At 39.0% G+C, this 24,262-nt stretch carries 19 protein-coding genes and 1 tRNA gene; 17 read left to right on the top strand and 3 right to left on the bottom strand.

What is annotated here, in order from left to right:
- The first annotated feature begins 104 nt into the window (after positions 1 to 104).
- The 7 genes from H0Z36_RS08535 (at position 105) to H0Z36_RS08565 (ending at position 8,719) form a co-directional block, all read left to right on the top strand.
- On the top strand, positions 105 to 2,366 hold the full coding sequence (locus tag H0Z36_RS08535) for a molybdopterin-dependent oxidoreductase (RefSeq protein WP_296865469.1): 2,262 nt from the start codon (positions 105 to 107) through the stop codon (positions 2,364 to 2,366).
- Entirely contained in the window at positions 2,359 to 3,525 is a 1,167-nt protein-coding gene (locus tag H0Z36_RS08540; protein ID WP_296865470.1) for a molybdopterin molybdotransferase MoeA, read from the top strand. Before H0Z36_RS08535 ends, H0Z36_RS08540 begins: the two co-directional genes overlap by 8 nt.
- A 760-nt stretch (positions 3,526 to 4,285) precedes the next feature.
- The gene (locus tag H0Z36_RS08545) at positions 4,286 to 5,665 is read left to right on the top strand and encodes a sodium-dependent transporter (protein WP_296865472.1); all 1,380 of its coding nucleotides are present in this window, start codon (positions 4,286 to 4,288) and stop codon (positions 5,663 to 5,665) included.
- A 94-nt stretch (positions 5,666 to 5,759) separates the two neighbouring features.
- Positions 5,760 to 6,722 (top strand): MBL fold metallo-hydrolase, encoded by a 963-nt coding sequence (locus H0Z36_RS08550; protein ID WP_296865473.1) that lies wholly within the window; start codon positions 5,760 to 5,762, stop codon positions 6,720 to 6,722.
- A gap of 173 nt (positions 6,723 to 6,895) precedes the next feature.
- Positions 6,896 to 7,156, top strand: a complete 261-nt coding sequence (locus tag H0Z36_RS08555) for a hypothetical protein (protein WP_296865474.1) — start codon at positions 6,896 to 6,898, stop codon at positions 7,154 to 7,156.
- 239 nt (positions 7,157 to 7,395) lie between these two features.
- Positions 7,396 to 7,851: a hypothetical protein gene (locus H0Z36_RS08560; RefSeq protein WP_296865475.1), complete on the top strand. Its 456-nt coding sequence runs from the start codon at positions 7,396 to 7,398 to the stop codon at positions 7,849 to 7,851.
- A 217-nt stretch (positions 7,852 to 8,068) separates the two neighbouring features.
- Positions 8,069 to 8,719, top strand: coding sequence for a thermonuclease family protein (locus tag H0Z36_RS08565; RefSeq protein ID WP_296865477.1), 651 nt, complete (start codon positions 8,069 to 8,071; stop codon positions 8,717 to 8,719).
- Positions 8,720 to 8,725: 6 nt separating this feature from the next.
- Here H0Z36_RS08565 and H0Z36_RS08570 read toward each other — a convergent pair whose 3' ends face one another.
- A complete protein-coding gene (locus H0Z36_RS08570) occupies positions 8,726 to 8,935 on the bottom strand; it encodes a YgaP-like transmembrane domain (RefSeq protein ID WP_296865480.1) in 210 nt (69 codons plus the stop codon).
- Positions 8,936 to 9,044: 109 nt separating this feature from the next.
- Between H0Z36_RS08570 and H0Z36_RS08575 the strand changes: the two genes are divergently transcribed.
- From H0Z36_RS08575 to rmuC, 3 genes are read left to right on the top strand one after another with little or no spacing between them, the layout of a single operon-like run.
- Positions 9,045 to 11,888, top strand: a complete 2,844-nt coding sequence (locus tag H0Z36_RS08575; protein WP_296865482.1) for a PD-(D/E)XK nuclease family protein — start codon at positions 9,045 to 9,047, stop codon at positions 11,886 to 11,888.
- Between the two features lie 10 nt (positions 11,889 to 11,898).
- A complete protein-coding gene (locus H0Z36_RS08580; RefSeq protein ID WP_296865483.1) occupies positions 11,899 to 15,249 on the top strand; it encodes a UvrD-helicase domain-containing protein in 3,351 nt (1,116 codons plus the stop codon).
- 5 nt (positions 15,250 to 15,254) lie between these two features.
- Positions 15,255 to 16,628 (top strand): DNA recombination protein RmuC, encoded by a 1,374-nt coding sequence (gene rmuC / locus H0Z36_RS08585; RefSeq protein ID WP_296865485.1) that lies wholly within the window; start codon positions 15,255 to 15,257, stop codon positions 16,626 to 16,628.
- A gap of 244 nt (positions 16,629 to 16,872) precedes the next feature.
- Here rmuC and pdaB read toward each other — a convergent pair whose 3' ends face one another.
- Together pdaB and H0Z36_RS08595 are read right to left on the bottom strand one after the other, a co-directional pair.
- Complete coding sequence (gene pdaB / locus H0Z36_RS08590) at positions 16,873 to 17,616, bottom strand: polysaccharide deacetylase family sporulation protein PdaB (RefSeq protein WP_296865486.1); 744 nt, start codon at positions 17,614 to 17,616, stop codon at positions 16,873 to 16,875.
- 40 nt (positions 17,617 to 17,656) lie between these two features.
- Positions 17,657 to 18,412, bottom strand: coding sequence for a polysaccharide deacetylase family protein (locus H0Z36_RS08595; RefSeq protein WP_296865488.1), 756 nt, complete (start codon positions 18,410 to 18,412; stop codon positions 17,657 to 17,659).
- A gap of 127 nt (positions 18,413 to 18,539) precedes the next feature.
- Here H0Z36_RS08595 and H0Z36_RS08600 point away from each other — a divergent pair.
- The 7 genes from H0Z36_RS08600 to H0Z36_RS08630 all read left to right on the top strand — a co-directional run.
- Positions 18,540 to 18,614 (top strand) — tRNA-Val (locus tag H0Z36_RS08600).
- 125 nt (positions 18,615 to 18,739) lie between these two features.
- Positions 18,740 to 19,174, top strand: a complete 435-nt coding sequence (locus tag H0Z36_RS08605; RefSeq protein ID WP_296865489.1) for a metal-dependent hydrolase — start codon at positions 18,740 to 18,742, stop codon at positions 19,172 to 19,174.
- Positions 19,175 to 19,522: 348 nt separating this feature from the next.
- Complete coding sequence (locus tag H0Z36_RS08610) at positions 19,523 to 20,338, top strand: flagellin (RefSeq protein ID WP_296865491.1); 816 nt, start codon at positions 19,523 to 19,525, stop codon at positions 20,336 to 20,338.
- A gap of 78 nt (positions 20,339 to 20,416) precedes the next feature.
- On the top strand, positions 20,417 to 22,198 hold the full coding sequence (locus H0Z36_RS08615; RefSeq protein WP_296865494.1) for a 6-hydroxymethylpterin diphosphokinase MptE-like protein: 1,782 nt from the start codon (positions 20,417 to 20,419) through the stop codon (positions 22,196 to 22,198).
- Positions 22,195 to 22,566 (top strand): hypothetical protein, encoded by a 372-nt coding sequence (locus tag H0Z36_RS08620; RefSeq protein WP_296865495.1) that lies wholly within the window; start codon positions 22,195 to 22,197, stop codon positions 22,564 to 22,566. Before H0Z36_RS08615 ends, H0Z36_RS08620 begins: the two co-directional genes overlap by 4 nt.
- Positions 22,567 to 22,859: 293 nt before the next feature.
- Entirely contained in the window at positions 22,860 to 23,939 is a 1,080-nt protein-coding gene (locus tag H0Z36_RS08625) for a 6-hydroxymethylpterin diphosphokinase MptE-like protein (RefSeq protein ID WP_296865497.1), read from the top strand.
- Positions 23,940 to 23,946: 7 nt separating this feature from the next.
- On the top strand, positions 23,947 to 24,262 hold a 316-nt coding region (locus H0Z36_RS08630), incomplete at its 3' end, for a polysaccharide biosynthesis protein (RefSeq protein ID WP_296865499.1).

The raw sequence follows: 24,262 nt of genomic DNA on the forward strand, positions 1-24,262 counted from the left end.
TTTTAGACAAAAAAATTTTACCTTATAATTTAAATTTCCTATAATAAAATAAAATTGTTCTGTGTTGTATAGACTCCAAGGAAAAAGAGAGGGGGGAACTTATTATGTGTAAATGGTATAAGACGACCTGTGTTTTGTGTGCTCAGAATTGTGGGCTGGAGGTTAAGGTGGAAAACAACCGGATTGTAAAAGTGAGGGGAGATAGGGACAATCCTAGAAGTAAGGGATATATATGCAATAAGGGGTTAAATATTGCCTATTATCAGCATACCAGTCAGCGTCTCCAATATCCGTTAAAGAAGGTGGGAGATGATTTTGTCCCTGTTTCCTGGGAGCAGGCTATAAAAGAAATTGCGGATAAGATAAGAGAGATCGTAGGCCAGTATGGGCCAAGAGCGATTGCCTACATGGGCGGAGGAGGCCAGGGGTGTCATTTTGAAGCTGCTTTTGGCATGAGGTTTCTAAGGAGTTTAGGTTCGCAAAATTATTACAGTGCCTTAGGGCAAGAGCTTACAGGTTCTTTCTGGGTGCAGGGAAGGGCGCTGGGAAAACAGTATTTGGCTACTATATCTGATCATCATAATGCTGATATGCTTCTGGCGGTAGGCTGGAATGGCATGAAAAGCCACCAGATGGTAAGGGCTCCTATTGTATTAAAGGAGATGGCAAAAGATCCGGATAAGATACTGGTAGTCGTCGACCCCCGCCGTTCGGAAACGGCTGCTATTGCCGACATTCATCTGCCGATAAGGCCGGGGACAGATGCTCTGCTCATAAAAGCTATGATTGCGATTATCCTGGCTGAAAACTGGCATAACCAGGATTATATTGAAAAGCATGTGAGCGGTTTTGAAAAAATTGTCGGCTGGTTTGAAAACTTTGATGTTGAAAAAGCAGTAAAAGTATGCCAGCTTGATTATAAACAGGTAAAGGAAGTAGCTTATCTTTTTGCTACCCGCAAGTCTTGCCTGCATAGGGATTTAGGGGTTTTAATGAATAGGCACAGCACGGCTGCTTCTTATCTTCTGGAAGTGATATTGCCTGCTATCTGTGGCAGGCTTTGTGTTCCGGGGGGGAATGTAATACCAGGTTATCTTATGCCTTTAGGCTCCCATACTGATGAAAGGGATCCTAAAAATTGGCGGACTGTCGAGACTAATATGCCTCTCATCATGGGAACTTTTCCTCCCAATGTCATGCCGGAAGAAATTTTAAGCAATAAGGAAGAAAGGCTTAGAGCTGTCATAGTTACCCAGTCTAACCCGTTGCGCTCCTATGCTGATACGACTGCATATGAAGAAGCCTTTAAACGGCTTGATCTTTTGGTAACCATGGAACTCAACATGACGGAAACTGCCAAACTTTCTCATTATGTTCTGCCTTCCCGTTCGGGATATGAATCATGGGACAGCACCTTTTTCCCCTGGACTTATCCGGAGATATATTTTAACATGCGCTCACCGATAATAGAGCCGGAAGGGGAGCCTCTGGAAATAAGCCAGATTTTTGTTAAACTGGTGGAGGAAATGGGTTTTATACCAGATATTCCAGATTATCTTTATGAGGCAGCGCATAAGGATAGAAAAGAATTTGCTGTCGCTTTGCTGAAATATGTAAAAGAAAATCCCCGGGCAGCTTCTATGATGCCCTTTATCCTGGCTAAAACCCTGGGCGAAGTTTTAGGTTCGGCTAATCTGGCTGCTTTATGGGGGATTTTGCAGGGAACTACTTCGGAGTTTAAGAAAGCAGCAGCCAGGATGGGATTTAGTGAAGGGCCCTGGCAGGGTGATGAGATTTTTGAAGCTATATTAAAACACCGGGAAGGCTTATTTATTGGAAAACTAGACCCGGAAGACAATTTTTCCCAGCTCAAGACGGAGGATAAAAAAATAAATGTATTTATACCGGAGCTGGAAGAGTGGATTAAAAGCATTACTCCGGAATCAGAAGAAGAAGCTTTAAAGCCAGATCCCAGGTATCCTTTTATATTAAATGCCGGACGGCATACTTCCGTTAATGCCAATACCCTTATGCGCAATCCGGAATGGCTTAAAGAAAAAAGGGCTTGCGCTTTGGCAATGCACCCGGAAGATGCCAAAGCTTTGGGGCTGAGTGATGGACAGATGGTAAAGGTAATAACTGAAGCCGGGGAAGAAATTATTGAACTGGAAATAAGTGATGAAGTAAGGAAAGGGCAGGTAATAATCCCGCATGGTTTTGGCCTGGAATATGAAGGCAAGGTCTATGGAGTTAATGTAAACCGGCTTACCAAGAATACGCACCGTGATTCCTGGGCAGGAACTCCTCTTCACCGTTATGTTCCCTGCCGGGTAGAACCGCTTCAGGAAGGCGAAAGCCATGTTTAACATAAGCCTGGAAGAAGCCCAAGATTTGATATATAAGAATGCCATAGCTGGAAAGAGTGAGAAAATATCGCTCTATAAAGCTTTAGGGCGAACGGCCTATGAAGATATATATGCACCAGATGGCCTGCCTACCTCCAAACAGGCAGCTCAGGATGGCTTTGCTATAGCAGAGATTAAGGGTGAAGGAGGCTTGTATAAAATAGCAGGTGCTGCTGAATGTCCAGATTATTTACCAAAAGATTGGGCTTTGCCGGTAGAAACCGGGCAGAAACTGCCGGATAATAGTGAAGCAGTAGTTCCCCTGGAAGATGTAGAGATAAAAGGGAATTTTATAAGGCTTAAAAAAAAGGTGAAACCTTACAGCTTTATAAAAATGCCGGGAGAAGATTTTAAAAAAGGAGAAAAGCTTATCAGCCGGGGCGAAGTGTTAAGCCCTGGCCGTATAAGCCTTTTGGCTGCTTATGGATATAAAGAGGTGAAGGTTTATGCCAGGCCTAAAGCAGCTATAATCACCCTTAATCCTTATATATCTTCCCCGCAAAATACTATAATCGACAGCAACAGCTACCTTTTGGCTGCCCTGGTAGAAAATGAAGGAGGAGAAGTGATTTTTATTGAACATGCCGGAAATAAAACCTGGCCTGAGCTGGAAAAGATGCTGGAACGGTTTAGGAAAGAAGCAGATATAGTCATAGCAACAGGAGCTACCTTTGGTGGCAAAAATAGGGAACTGGCTTTATTTATGGAAAAAGCAGGCGGAAAAATCCTCTTTAGCGGGGTGAGGATACAGCCGGGAGGACATAATGGAGCAGTTTTATTTGGTGATTTGTTATTTCTTTCTCTTTCCGGCAATCCTGCTGCCTGTGCGGTAGGATTTCACCTTTTGGCAGCTCCTTTTTTGCGCGTTTGCCAGGGAAAACCTTTTTCACTTTCCAAAATTAAGGCTAAGGCTGAAAACTCTTTTTCTCTATCTAAAAAAGGAAGCCGGAGGTTTTTGAGGGGCTACTTCTACTTTGCCGATGAGCCGAGGGTAAAAATTTTGCCGGGACAAAAGCCCGGCATGATTAAATCTCTTTTACATTACAACTGCCTGGTTGAGATTCCTTCAGATGTAAAAGAAATTCAGCCAGGGATGGTGTTCAATTTGATTTGTATTTAATATTGTAAAAGCAGGAGGGAATTTTTGATATTGGTATGAACATTATTTTTGTTTTTTCTTCAATTCTTCTAAAATTTCTTTTAAAAGAAGGTTGTTATTGTTAATTATTTTGTTTAAATTACTGAAAAAACGAATAAGACCAATGATTAGGACTACTATTAAAATCAAAACCATAAAATTAAAAGATACTACTGAAAAACTTGTTAAATCGATATTCATTTTGTATTTTCGCTCCTTAGACTTATTTTTATTATTTAATAACTCCAATTATTTGTTAAAGGTTTTTCGGATGCGAGGATTGGATATATATTTTTAAATATTTTTATTGAAGATAGAACTCATGATAGTAAGTATCGGTTGATTCAAATAATTTCAGAGTACCATTTATAAGTAAATAATATTTAAGATTTCCTACGGCAGAGCAGGCTAATGTTCTTCCGCTATCAATTATGCTATACCATGAATCTATTTAATCACCCCCATAATTTGTTAATTATTTTAGTAAATTTTACCATAAAAAACCACTTTGGAAAATTTTAGATAAAATATAAACCATTTAAACTACAAAGGGGTATTTTTATAATTGCATTGTTTGGTTTGGATGTCAAAAGCGCATAGGAATTAGGCTCCTAGTTTTTATTTATCAAAATTTCCAGAATTTTTTCCCTCCTATGTATTGCCAAACGGGTAGAAAAAACTTACAATTTTCTTGTATTTATGACAAGCTTCAATTTTTATTTTGACAATATGGAGGTAAAAAATGACTGCAAACGGGAACAAAATGAATTATAAGCCCCGGGAAACGTTTACTTCCAGCTTAGGGACGATAGCAGCTACACTGGGATCAGCAATAGGATTAGGGAATATATGGAAGTTTCCGGCTTTAACCGGGGAGAACGGTGGAGCCGCTTTTTTATTTATTTATCTTTTTTGTGTAGTTTTTATCGGTTTACCGGTAATGCTGGCCGAGTTTATTATTGGTCGCAAAACAAGAAGCAATGCAATAGGTGCTTTTAAAAAGCTGGAACCTAAAAAACCTTGGTTTTTAGTTGGGTGGATGGGAGTTTTGTCCAGTATTTTAATTTTAGCTTTTTATACTACCGTAGTCGGATGGATATTGGCTTATATTTTTAAGGCCTTATCCGGAAGTTTGTCGGGAATTGATGCTAATGGAGCTGTTGCAGTGTTTGAAAAAGTTACGGCGAACCCAGTAAGCGCGGTTTTATGGCAACTTGCAGTTTTTGCCCTTATAAGCCTTATAATAATGGCAGGGGTGCAAAAAGGGATAGAACGCATTACCAAGACCCTTTTGCCTCTTCTCTTTGTTCTTCTTCTTATATGTGATATAAGGGCGTTGACTTTGCCGGGAGCTAAAGAAGGGCTTAGCTTTCTCTTTAATCCTGACTTTTCAAAGGTCACCGGTATGGTTGTTCTGATTGCCATGGGGCTTTCTTTTTTTAAGCTTTCTATAGGCATGGGAACTATGCTTACCTATGGAAGTTACATGCAGGATGAAGATAATATGCTTGCAACGGCAGGACGGGTAGTTATTGCTGATACCGTAGTTTCACTTATGGCAGGGATGGCTGTTTTTCCTGCAGTGTTTGCTTTTGGGTTTGAACCGGCAAGCGGGCCACCGCTTTTATTCTTTACCATCCCTATGGTTTTCAATTCCATGCCTTTGGGACAGGTTTTTTTAGTTCTGTTTTTCGTCCTGGCTTTTATTGCAACTATTGGGGCGATGATTTCAATGCTTGAGGTGCCGGTTGCTTTTATGCATGAAGAATGGGGATTGAAACGGAATACGGCAGTAATAGTTACTGTGCTGGTTATTGCATCTGTGGGCAGTCTTGCAACCCTTTCTGGAAGTATTTTAAGCCATGTTCTTATACTGGGTAAAAATTTCTTTGACTTATTCGACTTTACTGCGTCCAATATATTAATGCCTTTAGGAGGGCTTATTATTGCTGTTTATACGGGCTGGAAAATAAGATATAAAGATATACAAGAAGAATTGTCAAATAGAGGAGCTATAGAGCAGGAAAACATGATCAGGCTGTTTTCACTGATTGTTCGCTATATAACTCCGATTGCTATCTTGATTATCATGCTTAACGGACTGGGGATCATAAAGTTTTAAACTTAAAAACGGGTAACTCCCCGTTTTTTTGTGTGCTAATTTCCTGAAATTATGATATATTTTTATAAAATTATATTTTGAGGAGAGATTATTTGTGGTGGAAAAGATAAAAGATAATTTATATAAACTGGAAATACCTCTTCCTTTTACTCCCTTAAAAGCGTTGAATTCTTATGTGATAAAAGGAAAAGAACGCAATATGATTGTTGATACTGGTTTTAACCGTCCTGAATGTTTAGATGCCATGAAGAAGGGGCTTGATGAGCTGAAAATTGATCTTAATAAAACTGACATATTTGTAACCCATATGCATGCTGATCATTCCGGGCTTGTGTCAAGCTTGGCGAGTGCTTTTTCTAAAGTCTATTGCAGCAGTTACGATGCGGGAATAATTAATGCTTCTTTAAACAAGGAACGGTGGTATGAAATTTTGCAGGAAACAGTTAAATACGGTTTTCCTGCTGAAGAAGACATAACTGAATACCTGCCTGGAAAAAAATATAAAACATCGCACACTATTGATTTTATCCCTGTCAGAGAGGGAGATACTCTAAACATAGGAGAATATTTTTTTGTGTGTATAGAGACTCCAGGGCATACCCCCGGTCATATATGCCTTTATGAGTCCCGCGAAAAAATACTTATTTCAGGAGATCATATACTAGATAAAATAACTCCTAATATTTCAAAATGGTTTAATACCTTTAATCCTTTAGAAGATTATCTGCAGAGCTTGGATAAAATTGCTGCTTTAGAAGTTGATCTGGTACTTCCGGGGCATCGGGATGTAATAACTGATTGCCGAAAGCGTATTGATGAGCTTAAACAGCATCATGACAAAAGATGTTGGGAAGTTCTGAGAATATTGAAAGGAAAAACTATGGATGCTTATACTGTTGCTTCTAAGATGAAGTGGGATATAACTCTTGAGTGGAATGATTTCCCGGTTCCGCAGAAGTGGTTTGCTCTGGGAGAAGCAGTTTCTCACCTTAAATTTCTGGCTAGCAGAGGATTAGTTGAAGAATTTGAAGGGGAAAAAGTATTTTATTCATGCTAACATGTATTTCCATAAACAAAATGCATAGTCGAATTTTACTGATTTTTAGCGGAATATACGAAAAGAATATGATTTTCAAAAAGGAATTTATAAATTCTGTGGCGAAATCTTGAAAAAATATTAACCTTTGAAAAACCAGCCTAGCCAAATTTATTTTACCGGGGGGATGGGAAGTGGAGTTAAGTAGGATCGAGAATTTCCGGCTTATTGACTTTAACAAGGCGGCAGGGGATGTTTATTTCAAAGTTGGAGGGGAAGAATTTAAAGCTGAGTTTATTTTTTATCTTCAAGCAAATAAATGCTTGAGTATAAGGGTAGGACGCCACGATCCCTCTTTAAATACGCGTGATTTAGAAGAATATATAGAAAAATATGGCCGTGGACTTAGGGAAATAGTGCGTCCTGAGGTAGAAAGGGTAAAAAAGGAAAGATAAATAATTTTTAATAGTTGCAATAAATAGGAATAAGTGGTATAGTTTAATCTCATAATGGGATAAATTTAATTTGCATTATTTTCATTGCTATTTACACTTTGGGTTTCATATAATCAAAGTATAAGGAGTACAATTTAAAAGAGCAGCAGCTACAGTATTACATACAGCAATTATGAGACCTTTAATTCAGTAAGGACGCAGTTTGATCCTGTAGCTAATCGATGCGGAGGTGATTTTTTATGAAAAAGAAGTGGGGAAAAGGAGATCCGGTTAACCTTTCTGATTTGCTTAAGATTACCCCGGTTGCCAATGAAATAATGCAACTCAGCAAGGAGCTGGAGATGAATCCGAGCGACATTATGTGGATAGTGAATCAGATAATAGATAATGCTGAGGATGGGACTGATAAACTGGAAGAGGGAATAAATCTAGATGAAGATATATTCGCAGATGATTTTGATGATATTGAAATAATCGATGACGACTGGGAGGATGACGAAGAAAACGATTTAGAAGAGGTTGAATTTGAAGATTCCCTGAGAAATAGTCTAAGCAAAGCAGCTTATATGGTGAATGTAAAGGTAAGCGGGGAAGGGCGTTTTCCAGAAATAGCCTTTAAGGCGGGAGTGAATGACAAAGAAGATATAAGCTACTTCTTCGATATGGTAATAGAGATGCTGGATAAATTGGAGTAATTTTAAAAGTGAATATTTTTCTAAAAACCCGGTTATGCCGGGTTTTTGAATTTAAAACGGCTTTTGCTGACTTTAAAATTATTTCGAACATAAAATACTTTTAAACTTGGGGACGGTTCTAAAATTAAAAAGTATTTAATATTCGAAATAGTTTTTAAATCGAGAACCGTCCCCAAATTAAAAACTGTTTTGAATCGAAATAGAAGGAGGAAGGAGAATGAGGAAGTTTAAGTTTTTGAGATTGGGAATAGTTTTAGCTTTGATTTTGTTTTTGGCCGGCTGTGGCGGAGAAAAGGGACAGGAGTTATATGAGGTTTTGCGGGTAATTGATGGAGATACGATTGTTATAGATTATAATGGAAAGGAAGAAAAGGTGCGCATGATCGGGGTGGATACTCCGGAGACCAAGCACCCGCGAAAGGGTGTGGAGTTTTACGGCAAGGAGGCATCTGAGTTTACCCGCAATCTTTTAGAAGGGGAGAAAGTAAAACTTGTTTTTGATGTTCAGGAAAGGGACAAGTATGGAAGGCTTTTAGCTTATGTATATAAAGATGATGTAATGGTAAATGAACTCTTGATAAAAGAAGGATATGCCCGGGTCTTGACGATTCCCCCTAACGTTAAATATGCCGACCGTTTTTTGGAAGAGGAGAGAAAAGCCAGGGAAGAAGGGTGCGGCCTTTGGGGACATGAAAAAGAGGTTCCTGATAAAGAACAGGTTTACATAGGAAATAAGAACAGCAAGAAGTTTCATCTTCCCTCCTGTGAAGGAGTGGCTAAAATGAAAGAGGAAAATAAAGTACAGTTTGAAAGCAGGGATGAAGCGGTAGATGCAGGCTATGCTCCTTGCAGTCTGTGTAATCCGTGATGTTGTTTATTCTGCAACTTTTTTTCTTTTTTTGGCTTTATATAAACTATATGCCTCATAAACAGGGGAATACTGCATAAGAGCAGTAGCAAGCTCTACTGTTCCCATTATTCCGCAAAAAGCAGCGATCCAGCCGGTTACCATTCCGCTTCCGGAGGCAAAGAAAAAGCAGAAGGCAAATATATAGCGGGCAATTACTCCATCGCGTGTAAGCATTTTAATACCTCGTTTTGAATTTTATTTTTTAGTTTTTCCCTGAAGTGACATTAATATGTCATAACAGGAGGTTAAAATAAAAAAGATATAAATTAAAAGGGGAGCTATTATGCAGGAAGCATTAAAAAGGGTGAAGGACTACATAAAAAAACAGCGGTGGAATGATTATCTGGTTATACTTCCTACTTTTGAAATTAAAGATTATTTTATAAGGCAGCTTTTAGCAGGTGGAGTAGAAGGCATGCTTTATCCCAATATCTACACCTTTGACGAATTCATAGACGAAGTCCTGCGGAGAGAAGATATTTCCATGCGCATAATAAGCAACATAGGCAGGCATGAGTTGATGCGAAAAATACTTCCCCAATACAGCTACGGCATTGCCGAAAATATTTTGGCTACGGTATCTGAACTTAAAAAAGCCGGCATTACTGCAGAAGAGTTGCGTGAAATAAGTGGAGATGAGGATTTTTCTTATCTTGCAAGGATGGCGGAAATATATAAGAAATATGATGATGAACTTTTAAAATCCGGATTAGAAGATGCAGAAGACAAATATGCAAAGGTATTTGAACTGCTCAAGAAAGATAAAATTAATATGCTGAAAAACCTGAAATATTTTTATGCCGACTGGTTTTTCGACCTTGCGGGGGTGCAGGAAGATATATTAAAGGCAGTTGCCGAAAAGGCAAAAGAGTGCGAGCTTTACATTTTGCCGGCAGGGGAGACTGATATCGCAAAATTCAGGGAAAATGAAAACTGGATGTCTAGAGAGGAAAACCATATTTCGCGCTATATCTTTACCAGTGAGCATCCTTTGCAGGTTTCACCTTCCACTGAGCTTTTTACTGCCCAGGGAAAAGAAGGAGAAGTTCGGGGAGCTGTAAGGCTTGTAAAAGAACACTTTAAAAAAGGAGGCAAGATAGAAGATATAGCTATAGTCTGCCGTTATCCTGAAAAATATGCACCAATTTTAAGGCGAATTTGCGATAAGGCAGATATTCCCCTGGCTTTAGATGTAAAACGACCTTTGTCTACCAGCCTGCTGGTAAAAAATATAACCAGCCTTTTAAAACTCCGCAGCCAGATGGAGGAAAGTTTTCTTTTCTCAGAACTTGATAATCTAAGCTTTATTTTCCCATCAGGATTAGCAGAAAAAATAGGAAAAAACACAGAGATAAAACTGCCTTTGGAAGAATTAAAAGAGAATTTCAAAGATAGATTAGATGAGGATATAGAATATTTCTTAAATGTTTTAGAAAGGCTGAGCCTTATTCCGCAAAACGGGACTTATCAGGAAATAGCAGAAAAGGTAGAGGAGCTTCTGCAGGAAATTCGCCTAATCGAGAATATACTTTGCCTTTCTGAAAACCTGAATCTTAAGGAGCGTTTTGCGGTAGCTGGACGAGATTTGCGCGCTTTGGAAAAGTTTAACGAAATATTGAAGCAGGTAAAGAATGCTGATTTTTCCGAAGATAAAAAATGTACATTATCTGAGTTTCTCTCTCGTTTGGAACTTTACATAAATAATACCTTTTATGTTTATTCCCCCGGGGAACCAGACGGTATTAAGGTTTTGCCTCCCGGGGACATGAGGGGTTTGAGCTTTCCTGTTGTTATCATATTAGGCATGGATGAGGGGACTTTTCCCCTAAAACCGGAAGGAAGCTGGGTTATAAGGGATAAGGAGCGCAAATTATTATGGAAAAAGAAAAAGATTTATCTTCCTACTTCCCGTAATATATACCAGCGGGAGAAAATCCTGTTTTATCTGGCATTAAAAGCAGCGGAAGAAAAAATAATCCTTTTTTATCCATTCTGTGATGAAGAAGGGGAAGAACTCCTGCCTTCCTTTTTTATAACAGCACTGCAGAATGTTTTACATCATGAGCTGACAGCGGAAAAAAGCGAACCCTGGCTTGATTATGAGGAAAGCCTGGCGTTTTTATCTGGATACTATCTGGAAGAAACAGCTGACTATCTTGCAAAAGAGGGAATGTCTGATGAATTCATATCCTTCATAAGACAGGGGGAATCTTTCAAGCCGCAGGAGGAATTTGTATCAGAGGAAGCTTTAAAGCATCTTGCAGCCAAATACCGTGATGCAGACTGGACGGTAAGCCAGCTGGACAGCTATATAAAGTGTCCCTTGCAGTATTTCTTTGCTTATGAACTTAAACTGGAGAAGAAAGAAGAGACCGTAGATGAAGTTCCAGCTCTGTATTTAGGGAGATTGCAGCATGAAATAATGTGCTCTGTTTTCACCTGGTGGAAAGAGAAAAATTATCCTGTGCTGGATGAGAAGGAGGTGCGGGAGAAGGTTAGGGAAGAGTTAGACAAAAGCAAGCCGGAAGAAAAAATCCACCCTACAATATGGGAAATTGAGAAAGAAAAATTGGCAGAACGGTTGACTTCTCTCATCATGAGTGAGATAGAGCGGGGAAAATTCAGGCCTCACCATATGGAATGGAAATTCCGGTTTGAACTTGAGGAAAAAGAGCAGGAACCCGTAAAATTGAGCGGAATAATCGACCGCATAGATATTTACAGGGATGATAAAGCAGCATATGCCATTTACGATTATAAGAATTCAGGAGGGAGTATCCCGGGCAAAAAGGCGGCTCTAGATCTGGCTAGCCTGCAGCTTCCCCTGTATATTATGGCAGTTGAAAAAAAGTTTGGGGAAGTAGCCGGAGCCGGCTATATAAACCTAAAAGGTGCTGGAATAACAGCTTTTCCCCGGGCAGGTTGGAGAAAAGAACTGTTAGGGGAAAAAAGCAAAACAGAAGTTATACCTGAAGAATTATGGCAGAACTGGCTGAATAGTGCACAAAAAAAGACCTTTGAGGTAAAAGAGGAGATAATCAGGGGAAGTTTCCCATCTCTTCCCCATCCGGCATGGAGCCGTGCTTGCGAATACTGTGCATTTGTATCTATCTGTTTTTACCGCTAGGGGGGATAAGATGAGTTTTATTTTCAATGAAGAACAGCAATTTATTCTTGACCATCTGGATGACCCCATGCAGGTATCGGCCGGAGCCGGTTCCGGCAAGACCAGGGTTCTGGTGGAAAGATATTACAGGCTTCTCTGGCAGGGGGTAAGGGTTAATAATATCCTGGCGGTGACCTTTACCCGCAAGGCAGCGGGAGAGATGGTGGACCGGATAAGAAAAAGGATAATAGAAGATGAAAAACTGCGTCCGGAAGTAAAAGACAAGCTGCAGGAAGAATTGGCATTTGCCTTTATCGGCACTATCCACAGCATTTGCGCTAGGCTTTTGCGGGAAAATCCCTTAGAAGCCGGAGTAGACCCTCATTTCCGGCTTATAGATGAGGTGGAAGCCTATAAGCTTAAGATGGATATAATACGCAGATCAGTCTATGAAATGCTGGAAAAAAATAATCCTTACCTGAGGAAATATGTGAAGTTTTTTGGCATAAAAGGGCTTTTAGACGATCTCTATAATTTTCTGGCTGCAACATCCAGCCGTGGGGTTAAAATAGAAGAACTGCAGCTAAAGACGGAGATGGCTTATACTGAGACAAAAAACCGCCTGCCTGATTTGGTGGAAAAGATGGAAAAATCACTAGAAGATATGAAAAGAGCAGCCGAACAGCTTAAGCAAGGGGCAGCTACCCGGAATAAGATAGAAAACTTGGCTGCTGTTTTCCCTCAGTATCTTCCAGTATTAGACAGGATTAAGACGAATCCTGGCTATGATGCAGAGGTTTATGCAGCCTGTGAAAAATTAGGGGAATATAGACTGGATGCCAGAGGAAATGTTAAAGAAAGTGTAAACAGTTTTAGAGAGAGTCTTAGTGAGCTGAAGGCAACCTTGTGGGAGCTAAAATACTTTCCTCTTATAGAGAAAGTCTTTTTGCCTCTAGCTTTGGAAATAAGAAATCAGATTGTGGAGGAGAAGGAAAAGCGAAACCTTCTGGAATTTGATGATTTAGAAGAAAAGACCTTGTCTATGCTTTTAAATAATCCTGATATACTTGAAAAATACCGCAAGCAGTTTGAATTTATAATGGTTGATGAATTCCAGGATACCAACTACCGGCAGACTGAAATATTCAGGCTTTTAAGCGATGACTTCAAGCGGAACATATTTACTGTAGGCGATCCCAAGCAGTCTATATACCGCTTCCGGGGAGCCAGGGTCGAGCTTTTCGGCAGGGTAGGAGAAAAAATGGGGGAAAGTGGTATAAATGCCGGGTTAAACCGAAACTACCGCACCTTATCCCCGATAATAGAATTTATAAACCATTTTTTCGGGATAGTGATGGCAGATGAAAAGATACCTTTTGAACCGCTTTTACCTGAGCGGGAGTTTACAGATGGCAGGCGGACTATGGTATATCTGACTAGAATTTGTGATGATAAAAAAATGAAAAAGGAAGAGATTCAGCCTTACCTTATCACCAGGATTATCCATAATATAACAAATGATAAAAGCCTGCTTATTTGGGATGAAAAAAGCGGGGTGATGCGGAATATCAGTTATGGCGACATTACTCTGCTTTTCCGCACCACTGCCAATATGCACATATTTGCACGCATATTTAAGGATTACGGGATACCCTGCCATGTAGTAGGAAGCCGCGATTTTTTCATTGCAGAAGAAGTGGAAGCTATGCTTAAGCTCTTACAGGCAGTTTGCGACAGGGAAGATGAAATAGCCCTGGTGGGAGCTCTGCGCTCTTTTTTCTTCCGGGTGGAAAACGAAACCTTGTGGCTTTTGAAAAACCGAGGGCAAGGTTTGACTCTGAGGGAAAGCCTCCAAAAAATAGAAGGACTGCCTCTTAATGAAGAAGAAAAGCAAAAGCTCATCTGGGCAGAAGAGGTGTTATCCTGGGCAGAAAAGCTTAAAAACCGTCTTGCTCCGGCAGAACTTATAAGGCTCTTGTGGGAAAAGACTAAAGGGGCTTTTGTCCCTTTGAGATATTCGGGAACCGCACAAAAAACAGCCAACATAAACAAGCTGGTAGATATAGCCTTTAACCTGGAGGAAAAAGGGATTATCAGTTTAAAGGATTTTTTGGATTATGTTGAGGAAGCTAAGAACAGGGAGATTAAGGAAAAACAGGCATCGGCAGAGCTTGAAGGGGAAAACCGGGTAAAGCTGATGACCGTCCACCAGTCCAAGGGTTTGGAATTCCCGGTGGTCATAGTTCCAGAGCTGGAAAGGGGATTTAACGAAGATGACCTGAGGCAGAATATACTGGTGCGGGATGAAGATGGCGTTTTTCTGAAGCTCAGCTCTGATGAAACCAGCCGGGAAGAAAGGAAACAAAGCACCCGCAAGAGGGCGGAACTGGAGGAAAAGAGGGACAGCCTGTCAGAGTACAAAAGGCTTCTTTATGTAGCCTTGACTCGCTCCCGCGACCTTTTGATACTTACAGGAATTGGCAAATTCAGGGATGATGGAACCCTGTCCATTCCGGGGGAAGATAAAGACCCTGCCAGCTGGCTTGATTTTCTCTCTATGACTTACGGGGATAGTGAAACAGGAATACTGGCAAACGATTATTTTGAAATATATGTGGAAGATATCTTTGATATTCCACAGCTTACAAAGACTGCTTCCGGCCAGCAACCTTTGATAAAGCCGGCTTTGCCGATAAAAGCAGTTTCAAATAAAGATTTTATAACTTTACACTTTGACTATCTTTCCCCCACTCGCATGGCAGAATACGATTACTGTCCGCAGAGCGCCTATTTGGTTTATCAGGAAAAGATAAACCTGGCAGTGTTAAAAGAAGAAAAAGGACTTTCCTCAACCAGCTTAGGCAATATCGTTCATTATTTGGCGGAAAAGACTGACAGCCTTGAAACAGCAGAAAAAATAACAGCTGCCTATGAGGACTTGACCGAAGAAGATAAAAAAGAAGCCTTAAAACTCTTTGAGAATTACCTGGCTAATGAAGAGGTAAGAGCGATAAGGGAAAACTATGCTTATTTGCGGGAAGTGCCGTTTTTGATGAAGCTGGATGAAAACTGTATTTTACGGGGCTTTATTGATGGACTGGGGATAGATGACCGTAAGGCTTGCATAATTGATCTTAAAACCGGGCAGAAAAGAGAAGTTTATGATGTCCAGCTTGCTGCCTATGGCAAGGCGGTAGAAAAAATCATGCCGGGCAAAGAGATAACCAAATTTATCTTTTATCTTAAAACGGGGGAACTAGTCGAAGTAAGAGATGGAAGTGAAATAGAAAGTGTTAAAACGGTAAGCCTTTATCCAGAGAAAAGCGAAAAATGCACGAACTGCTGGTTTAAAATATTATGTTTTCCGGAAAAAGGAAGGTAGATAAAATGCATTTTGAACTGGTGAATATAAATTTTCTTCTGACAGGCATAATAGCCGGTTTTATAGCAGGATATCTGTCCCTTAAGGGGAATTTGGAAAAGGAAAGGGAAAAGCTTAAAAGCAGGGAAGAACAGATTTTAAACCTCAAATCTCTGCTGGAAAAGGCGGAAAATCAGCTTAAAAGCCTGGGGGATGAAAACACCATCCTTAAAACCGAAAATACTGCCTTAAAAGTCAGACTGGAAGAAGAAAACAAAAATTTTATCGAAAAAGTGAAGCTTTTGGAAGAAGCACAGGAAAAACTTTCGGATGCCTTTAAGGCCTTGTCTGCCGAAGCTTTAAAGAGCAACAACCAGTCTTTTCTGGAACTGGCAAAAAGTATTCTGGAAAAATACCAGGAAGGAGCTAAAACCGACCTGGAAATGAGGCAGAACAGTATAAAAGAGCTGGTATCCCCGCTTAAAGAAGCTTTGAACAAAGTCGATGAAAAGATAAACCTTTTAGAAAAAGAGAGGGCAGGTGCTTATGCCGGTCTTATGGAACAGGTAAAGAAAATGGCAGAAACCCAGCTGAAGCTGGAAGAAGAAACTTCTAATCTGGTAAGTGCACTGCGCAGACCCCAGGTTCGCGGAAGATGGGGAGAAATCCAGCTAAAACGGGTAGTAGAACTGGCAGGTATGCTGGAATACTGCGATTTTATGGAGCAGGAAACCTTAACCTCAGAAAAGGGAAGGCTGAGGCCTGACATGCTCATAATGCTTCCGAGCGGACGCAAGATAGTAGTAGACAGCAAAACTCCTCTGGAAGCTTATTTACAAGCTATAGAAGCCAAGACGGAAGAGGAAAGGGAAGAAAAAATAAAGCTCCATGCTGAACATATAAAAAACCACATCAATCAACTCAGCCGGAAGGAATACTATGCAAACCTTGCCGAAACCCCGGAATTTGTAGTTCTCTTTATCCCCGGAGAAGTTTTTTTAAGCGCTGCTCTGGAAGCTGATCCTTCCCTTATTGAATACGGGGCAGAGCAAAATGTAGTTCTGGCAACCCCGACTACCCTTATTGCACTTTTGCGGGCGGTTGCCTACGGATGGAGGCAGGAAAAGATTGCAAACAATGCCAAGGAGATGAGCAATCTCGGAAAAGAGCTTTACCAGCGGCTTAACACTATGACCGAATACTTGCTTGATCTGAGAAAAGGTTTGGATAAAACGGTAGATGCCTTTAACAAAACCGTCGGCTCTTTTGAAAGCCGGGTTCTTGTATCTGCCCGCAAATTTAAACAGCTGGGAGCGGTAGGAGAAGAAAAAGATATTCCGCCTTTAGAGCCCCTTGATAAAATTCCCCGGGTTGTATATAATAGGGATTACACGGAGTAAAATAAAATTTTGTTCATTTCTTACCCTCTTTTAAAACACAGTTTACATTTCAGTCATATAATGGTGGTAGTATGAATAAAATACACCGTGGGAAAGGGGGGAAAGGAATGGACTACAGGCTGATTGATGAGATCTTGCGGGACATCGGACTCGAACATATCGAGGAAGAGTTCGATGAAACTGAAGAAGATGAATAAAAAAACAGCCATTTTAAGGATTCCTTGAATGGCTGTTTTAGTTTTCGTTAATTTATTTTATCCTGCTCAGATTTCGCTTCTTTTAAAAGCTCTGATACTGTGACAAACTTATAGCCCTGTTTTTTCAGTTCCTTTATAATAATAGGAAGGGCATCGGTAGTCTGCTTGCAGCTGTCGCTGGCGTGCATGAGAATAATGTCCCCCGGATGCGCCTTTTTGGTTACCCGCTCAATTATGGTGTCTACCCCTGGATTCATCCAGTCTAAAGAATCGGTTCCCCACTGTATAGCCTCATAATTGCATTCATGAATAGCATCTATTACATGATTGCTGTAATCCCCGTTAGGAGTGCGGATAAGCCTGGCGTCAACCCCGGTTGCTTCTTTAATGGCATTATGTGCATTCATTACCTCTTCTTTTATTTCCGCTTTGCTTAAGTTGCTCAAATTAATATGCCGGTGTCCGTGACTTGCGATTTCATGTCCGTCTGTTTTTATGCGCATTGCTATGTCGGGATACTGCTTAACCCAAGGACCGGATAAAAAGAAAGTGCATTTTATTTTGTGTTTCTTTAAAATGTCTAAAACCGGTTCCGGAGTAGTATTGCCCCAGCTTATGTCAAATGTCAGAGCCACGATCTTTTTATCTGTCCTTATCTCATAAATAGGTTTTTGCCGGTTGTATGCCTGCACCCCTAAAACACTGCTTATTAGAACAACCGCGGATAACACAAGTACAAGGGCGATTTTTCCCTTCGCCTGCAGATAATAAAACCCAAAAATCCTGGGCAACTTTTCCTTCCCCCTTTTAGATCTTTTTAAAAATTTATGCTTAAGGGAGAGCATTATTACTTTTTTCTGCTTTTATAAGCTCGGTCATGGTCACAAAACGATAGCCTTCCTTTTTAAGCTTGGGGATAAAAATATCGAGTGCCCGTGCAGTTTCCACTCCGTTTGGTACCCCATCATGCAGTATGATTATCTGCCCCGGCTTGATGTGGTTTATGATGTAAGCAGCTATATCTTCTCCCTTTCTTCCCTGCCAGTCTTTAGGATCCTGGATATAGCTCCAGTAGCCTATAATCATATTTTCCTTCATCACCAGGTCAACCATCTCATAGGAAAGATAACCTCCCGGGGGACGGAAAAAAAGCGGTTTCTTCCCGGTTAAACGGAGTATAATCTGATTAGTTTTGACTATTTCTTCTCTGATAGATTTCCTGTCTTTATGGTTGAAGTCAGGATGGGAAAAACTGTGGTTGCCTACTTCATGTCCATCCTCCGCCATTCTCTTTATGAGATTTGGATATTTTTTCGCCCTTTGCCCTAAGACAAAAAAAGTAGCTTTTGCATCGTGTTTTTTTAAAATATCCAGGATAAGGGAAGTGTTTTCTGTATCGGGCCCATCGTCAAAAGTAAGGGCAATAACTTTTTCGTTAGTTTCTATACCGGTTATGACTATCCGCTGCTTTTTCCAGTTTTCCATGTTGGGATGAACTGCAAGGCGAAAGGCTCCTAAGGAAAACCCCAGGATTAAAAGGGAAGAAAACATAAAAAGGGCTGTTTTTTTCCTTATATATATAATCATAACTTTCTCCTTGTTTTGTTTTTAGATATATATTCAAAAAGAAGGGGATTTATTTATTGAAAAATGCAAAGACAGAGGTCTTGATTTTGTTTTCTATCCCAGGTATAATATATGAGCAAAGAGAAGCGGGTCGTTAACTCAGTGGGAGAGTGCTTCCTTGACGCGGAAGAAGTCACAGGTTCGAATCCTGTACGACCCACCATGAATAAAAATATAAAATCCCGATGAGTCGGGATTTTTTTATTTGCAGAGAATTTTAATCATTTCCTGTTTACAGCAATTAAAGCAGAAAATTCAGTCCAGAAATCACTACAGGAGGAAAACAGTATGATGGGAAGAACTCATTTTGTAACAGGTCTGGCACTGGGAAGTTTTATATCCTGGCCGGCAGCATTCGCAGCAGGAATAGCTGCCCTGCTGCCGGATATAGATAGTTGCCAATCAACCATAGGCCGGCTTGTAAGGCCGGTATCTTACGTAATTCAAAAGACCGTCGGACATAGAAACCTTTTTCATTCCGTCTGGATACTCATTGTCATACACTTTTTCTGCACTTTTTTGCCACATGACATACTTTTGGGGGTGTTGATAGGATACCTCAGCCATATACTCCTTGATATCTTAAATCCTGCAGGGGTAAGAGTGTTCTGGCCGATCCCGATTAATCTGGCACTACCATTGGTTCGCACAGGCAGCTTAATAGAATACTTAGTCATTTTGCCGACAGGAATTTTAATTTTGATAGGAAATTTGGGGATTTAGCCGGGCGGTTGAGTTTTTTCTGTTAATTTACTGAAGGAGTATTTGAAATAATTCGGCAGTCTGAGATTGTAAAGTGAATACTTTGATTATATCCAGTGGACAGCGGTTGCATTTTGAAAAAACAAATATTATAGAAGTTTTAAATAACTGTTTTTAATTTTATAATATTTGCAGCTTAATAGGTCGAACTTGACGAATTTTGATTAAAAAAATCTAAAAAAACTCTAAAGTTTATCTTCTTTTATGCGATAAAATAAAACAGAAGGACATAACATCCCGGGAGTTATGTTCCAAAAAAATTGGCGGGAAGGGACTCCTGCCGTAAAAAAAACAAGGAGGTTGGTTTTAATGATAATTAACCACAACTTAATGGCCATGAACACTCACAGGCAGTTGGCTATCAATAACATGATGACTCAAAAATCTATTGAAAAACTTTCCTCTGGCTATCGTATTAACAGAGCTGGAGACGATGCGGCAGGTCTTTCCATTTCTGAAAAAATGCGGGGACAAATCAGAGGACTGCAGCAGGCATCCAGAAATGCTCAGGATGCTATATCCTTAATTCAAACTGCAGAAGGTGCATTAAATGAAACCCATGCTATTCTGCAGAGAATGAGAGAGCTTGCAGTTCAGGCAGCTAATGATACTAATGTTACTGCTGACCGCACTGCAATTAGCGATGAGTTAACTCAATTAGCTTCAGAAATAACTCGCATAGCTAATGAAACTGAGTTCAATACGCAAAAATTGATAGCTACGAATGGAACATATAATTTCCAGGTAGGAGCTAATTCAGGGCAAGTAATAGCACTTACTTTAGCAACCATGACTGCTACTGCACTGGGTTTAAGTGCTGGTGCTTATACTGTTTCATCTAATGGAGCAGCAGCTACTGCAATTACTAATATAGATGCTGCAATAGAAACAGTTTCTGCGATGCGGTCTAAATTGGGAGCTGTACAAAACCGCCTTGAACACACTATCAGGAATTTAGATACCGGAGCAGAAAACTTGCAAGCAGCAGAATCACGCATCAGAGATGTAGATATGGCGAAAGAGATGATGGCATTTACCAAGAACAATATCCTGCAGCAGGCAGCAACAGCTATGCTGGCACAGGCTAACCAGGTTCCGCAGACAGTTCTGCAGCTCTTACGCTAAAATAATAGAAAATAAGTTTTGCTTCAGAAGTCAGGTTCATTTGATCCTGACTTCTGATTTATATGTGAGGGGTAGTTTATGAGCGATATGAAGAATCAAGAGACAGCAAATGAAGGGTATGAATTAAAGCTGCGAGTGGAACCATCCAGGGCAGGTATACCTACCTTGAAATTTATAGAAGGTTCTCAGCAGTTTTATATCCACAGCCGTTACAATCCTGAGGCTGAAGCGGAAAAATGGGCTGTTTCATTTTATGAAGAAGGGAAAAAACTTTTTATTCTGATAGGAATAGGTTTAGGCTATCAAGCTAAGGCTTTGCTTTCTAAAATGAAAGAAAATGAGAGGCTGCTTCTGGTTGAACCGGTAAAAGAGATATTTGATATGGCTGTGCAGGATGGGAATATAAATCAAATTTTAAAAGATGAAAGAGTGATATTTTGTTGTACTGATAATAATATGGCTTCTAGACAGGTTTTTTTAGATGTCTTACGGGGTGGTTTGATAACAGATTATAAGCTTTATATATCACCGGTATATTTGAGAATTTTTACTCATCAAACAAATGAAGCCGTTAAAATATTTGAGGATATTATACGATTTGAGCAGATTAATATAAATACGGTAAAATTTTTTGCTGCCCAGTGGCAGAACAATTATTTGCGCAATATGTTTATAGCTGCTAAATCGTGCCCGTATCTTCTTTTTAAACAAAGATTCAGCTGTCCGGTAGTGATTGTTTCGGCAGGGCCTTCGCTTACTTCTGAACTGCCTTTCTTAAAATCTTTGTATAATAAGGCTGTAATAATTGCGGCTGGCTCAGCAGTCACTACATTAAAAAAGAATGGAATTAAACCCCATATAATTGTATCAATTGATGGAGGAATGCAAAATTACCGGCATTTTAAGCAGCTTGATTATGACGATGTGCCGCTTTTTTATTCACCTGAAATTCATTATAAAATTTTGGAAGAATATAAGGGGCCTAAGGTAGTATTTCAATTTTATCATAAGGATTTGTCCAATTGGTATAATGAGTTATTAGGTTTTGAAACAGGAACAGTTGTTGCAGGTTTGTCCGTGGCTAATGTAGCTTTGGATATTGCGCTGCAGGTTTCAAACGGACCGGTTTGTTTTATCGGGCAGGATCTAGGATATACAGATGGATATTCTCATGCGGAAGGAAATATAAATCGAAAGTCATTGGAGGAGTTTAAGGAAAAAGGGAGAGAATTGATTGAAATTGAAGCCAATGATGGCAGTAAGCTGTGGACTGATTATGTATATTTAGATATGAAAAACTGGTTTGAAAATTATTTGATTTGTAACAAAGATCGGCAGGTATATAATGCCACCTTAAAAGGTGCTAAAATAAAAGGTATGATACCTATAAAATTTGCTGATTTTATAGAAAATTACTGCAAAGCTGAAAGTGATATTGCCGGACAGATAAAAGAAATATTATCTGAGCATCATTTTTGCAGGGATGCAGAACTTAAAGAAAATGTTTTGGAAATAGTTTACAGATTGGAACACCTGAAAATGTTAACATTAAATGGGAAAAAAACAGCAGCCAAGTTGCTTGAAGCTGTTGAAAGTAGAGAAATAAAAAAGATAGAAAAACTTCTTAAGAAGATGGAGAAAATTGATGAAGAACTGAAAGAAATAGAGGATAAAGATATTTTTTTGTTTTTTATACGCCAGCCTTTATTAATCAAGTTTAATTATTCTTATATCCCAGAAAAAATAGAAGATGATAAATTTATAGCTAAAGAAAATTATTTTTTCTATGAAACTTTGTACAATATGACGGAGAATGTGCTACGAATATTGTCAGATCAAATTAATGGAGTGGTAAAATGAAGAAAGAATTATTGGAACTTTTGGAATCCCTTGAAAATTATGTGCCAAAACTTATTAATGCTTCTTCTGATATGGCAGAAAATATCCAATCTGGAAATGAAGGAAAGGCATTTCTAATTTTAAAAGATTATATTGAAGGAATAATGTGGACTGTAGAGGCTATAGATACTATAAAATCTTTAGGTTCTCAATATCTGACCGAAATAGAGCTGGAATTATTGAATGATAAATTGAAATGTTTTGAAGAAGCCATGCTAAACCAGGATTATGTATTGCTAGCTGATATTTTAGAATATGAAATAAAAGAAGTGCTAAGCGACTACTTGAACACTATTACTGACTTCAAAATGAGGATACAGGATGTGTGAAGAAAAATATGTTTTTTACATTAGAAAAGGCGAAATCCGGAGACATTACATGCGCGGTTAAGGATGGTAATAAAGTATACTGGCTTCATAGTCTTTATAATCCGGTAAGAGAAGCAGAACGATTTATAAAAAATCATATTAATAAACTAAAGGATTGCAGAAGGATTATAGTATATGGATTAGGTTGCGGATACCATATAAGAGAATTATTGAAGCATACCGAAAATACGAAGCAGGATATTATAGTGTGGGAATGGAACCAGCAGTTTTTTGATTTTATTAAATCCAATAATTTGATAGAAGATATTTTAAAAAATAAAAGAGTAGCTGTTTTTGTAAATGAAGATAAAAAATATATTATTGATCATTGGAAAGACCTTGACAAAGAAAATAGCTATTTACTTGTTTATAATCCGTCTTTAAGTCTTATTCCAGAGCATCTGGAAGAAATGAAAGTTTTGTTGCAGATATATCGCATAAACATCAATTCCTTTATATCATCTGAAAAACAGTTAAATAATAATTTTTCCATAAATAAAATAAAAGCCCGGCTAGATTATACACAACGTTTAAATAACATATTGTATAATGTGCCTATGATTTTGGCATCAGCAGGGCCTTCTTTATCCAAAAATCTTGAGATATTAAAACTTCTTCAAAATAAGTTTTTTATAGGATGTGTAGGAACTGCCTTAAAACCTTTGCTTATAGAAGGTATTATTCCTGATATGGTGATGATAACTGACCCTTCTGAGAAATTGTATGAACAGTTTATAGATGTTGAAAATAAGATTTTGTCGGATATTCCTCTTTTTTATTTTGGCACTGTTGCCCCTATGGTAATAGATGCATATCCTGGACCAAAGATAATGTTGCTGCAAAGGGGATTTGATAGTGCGGAAGAATTAGCGGCTGAGATGAGAATGAAGCTTATTGAAACAGGTGGTTCGGTTGCAACCGCATTACTTGATTGGATGGTTAAGCTTGGAGGCAATCCTATTTGTTTTATTGGGCAAGATTTAGCTTATAGCAATAATATGACTCATCATCCTGAAACTCATAATTTTGTACAATTTAATAATGAATTTTCTTACGATTTGCTTGAAGTGGATGATTATTTTCTTAAAGGAAAAATAAAAACTTCAAGGAACTTATTTATATATAAAAAATGGATAGAAAATTATGTAACTAAACATGGTCAAGTTACTTTTATAAATGCTACTCAAGGGGGGGCTTTTATAAAAGGTTGCAGGCATATTAGCTTGAAAGAACTTATAGATGAGTTGCCTGAAGTTTTAGATATTGATAATAAAAAAAGATGCTTTAAGGAAACGGTTAAATTAATATATAAAAAGGATAATTTTTTGAGGTGAAATATATATGTTTGATGGTAAAACAGTATTAATAACTGGGGGAACCGGTTCATTCGGCAGAAAATTCTGCGAAATAGTTTTAAATAAATATCCTGACATAAAAAAACTCATAGTATTCAGCCGGGATGAGCTGAAGCAGTTTGAAATGGCAAAAGAATTTAATTATCATCCCAAACTGAGATTTTTCATAGGAGATGTCAGAGATAAAGACAGACTTTATAGAGCGATGGACGGAGTAGACTATGTAGTCCATGCTGCAGCCTTAAAACAGGTACCGGCAGCAGAATACAACCCAATTGAAGCCATAAAGACTAACATAGGCG

Origin of the sequence: Thermosyntropha sp. (assembly GCF_017656155.1) — a bacterium.
Lineage (GTDB): Bacteria > Bacillota > Syntrophomonadia > Syntrophomonadales > Syntrophomonadaceae > Thermosyntropha.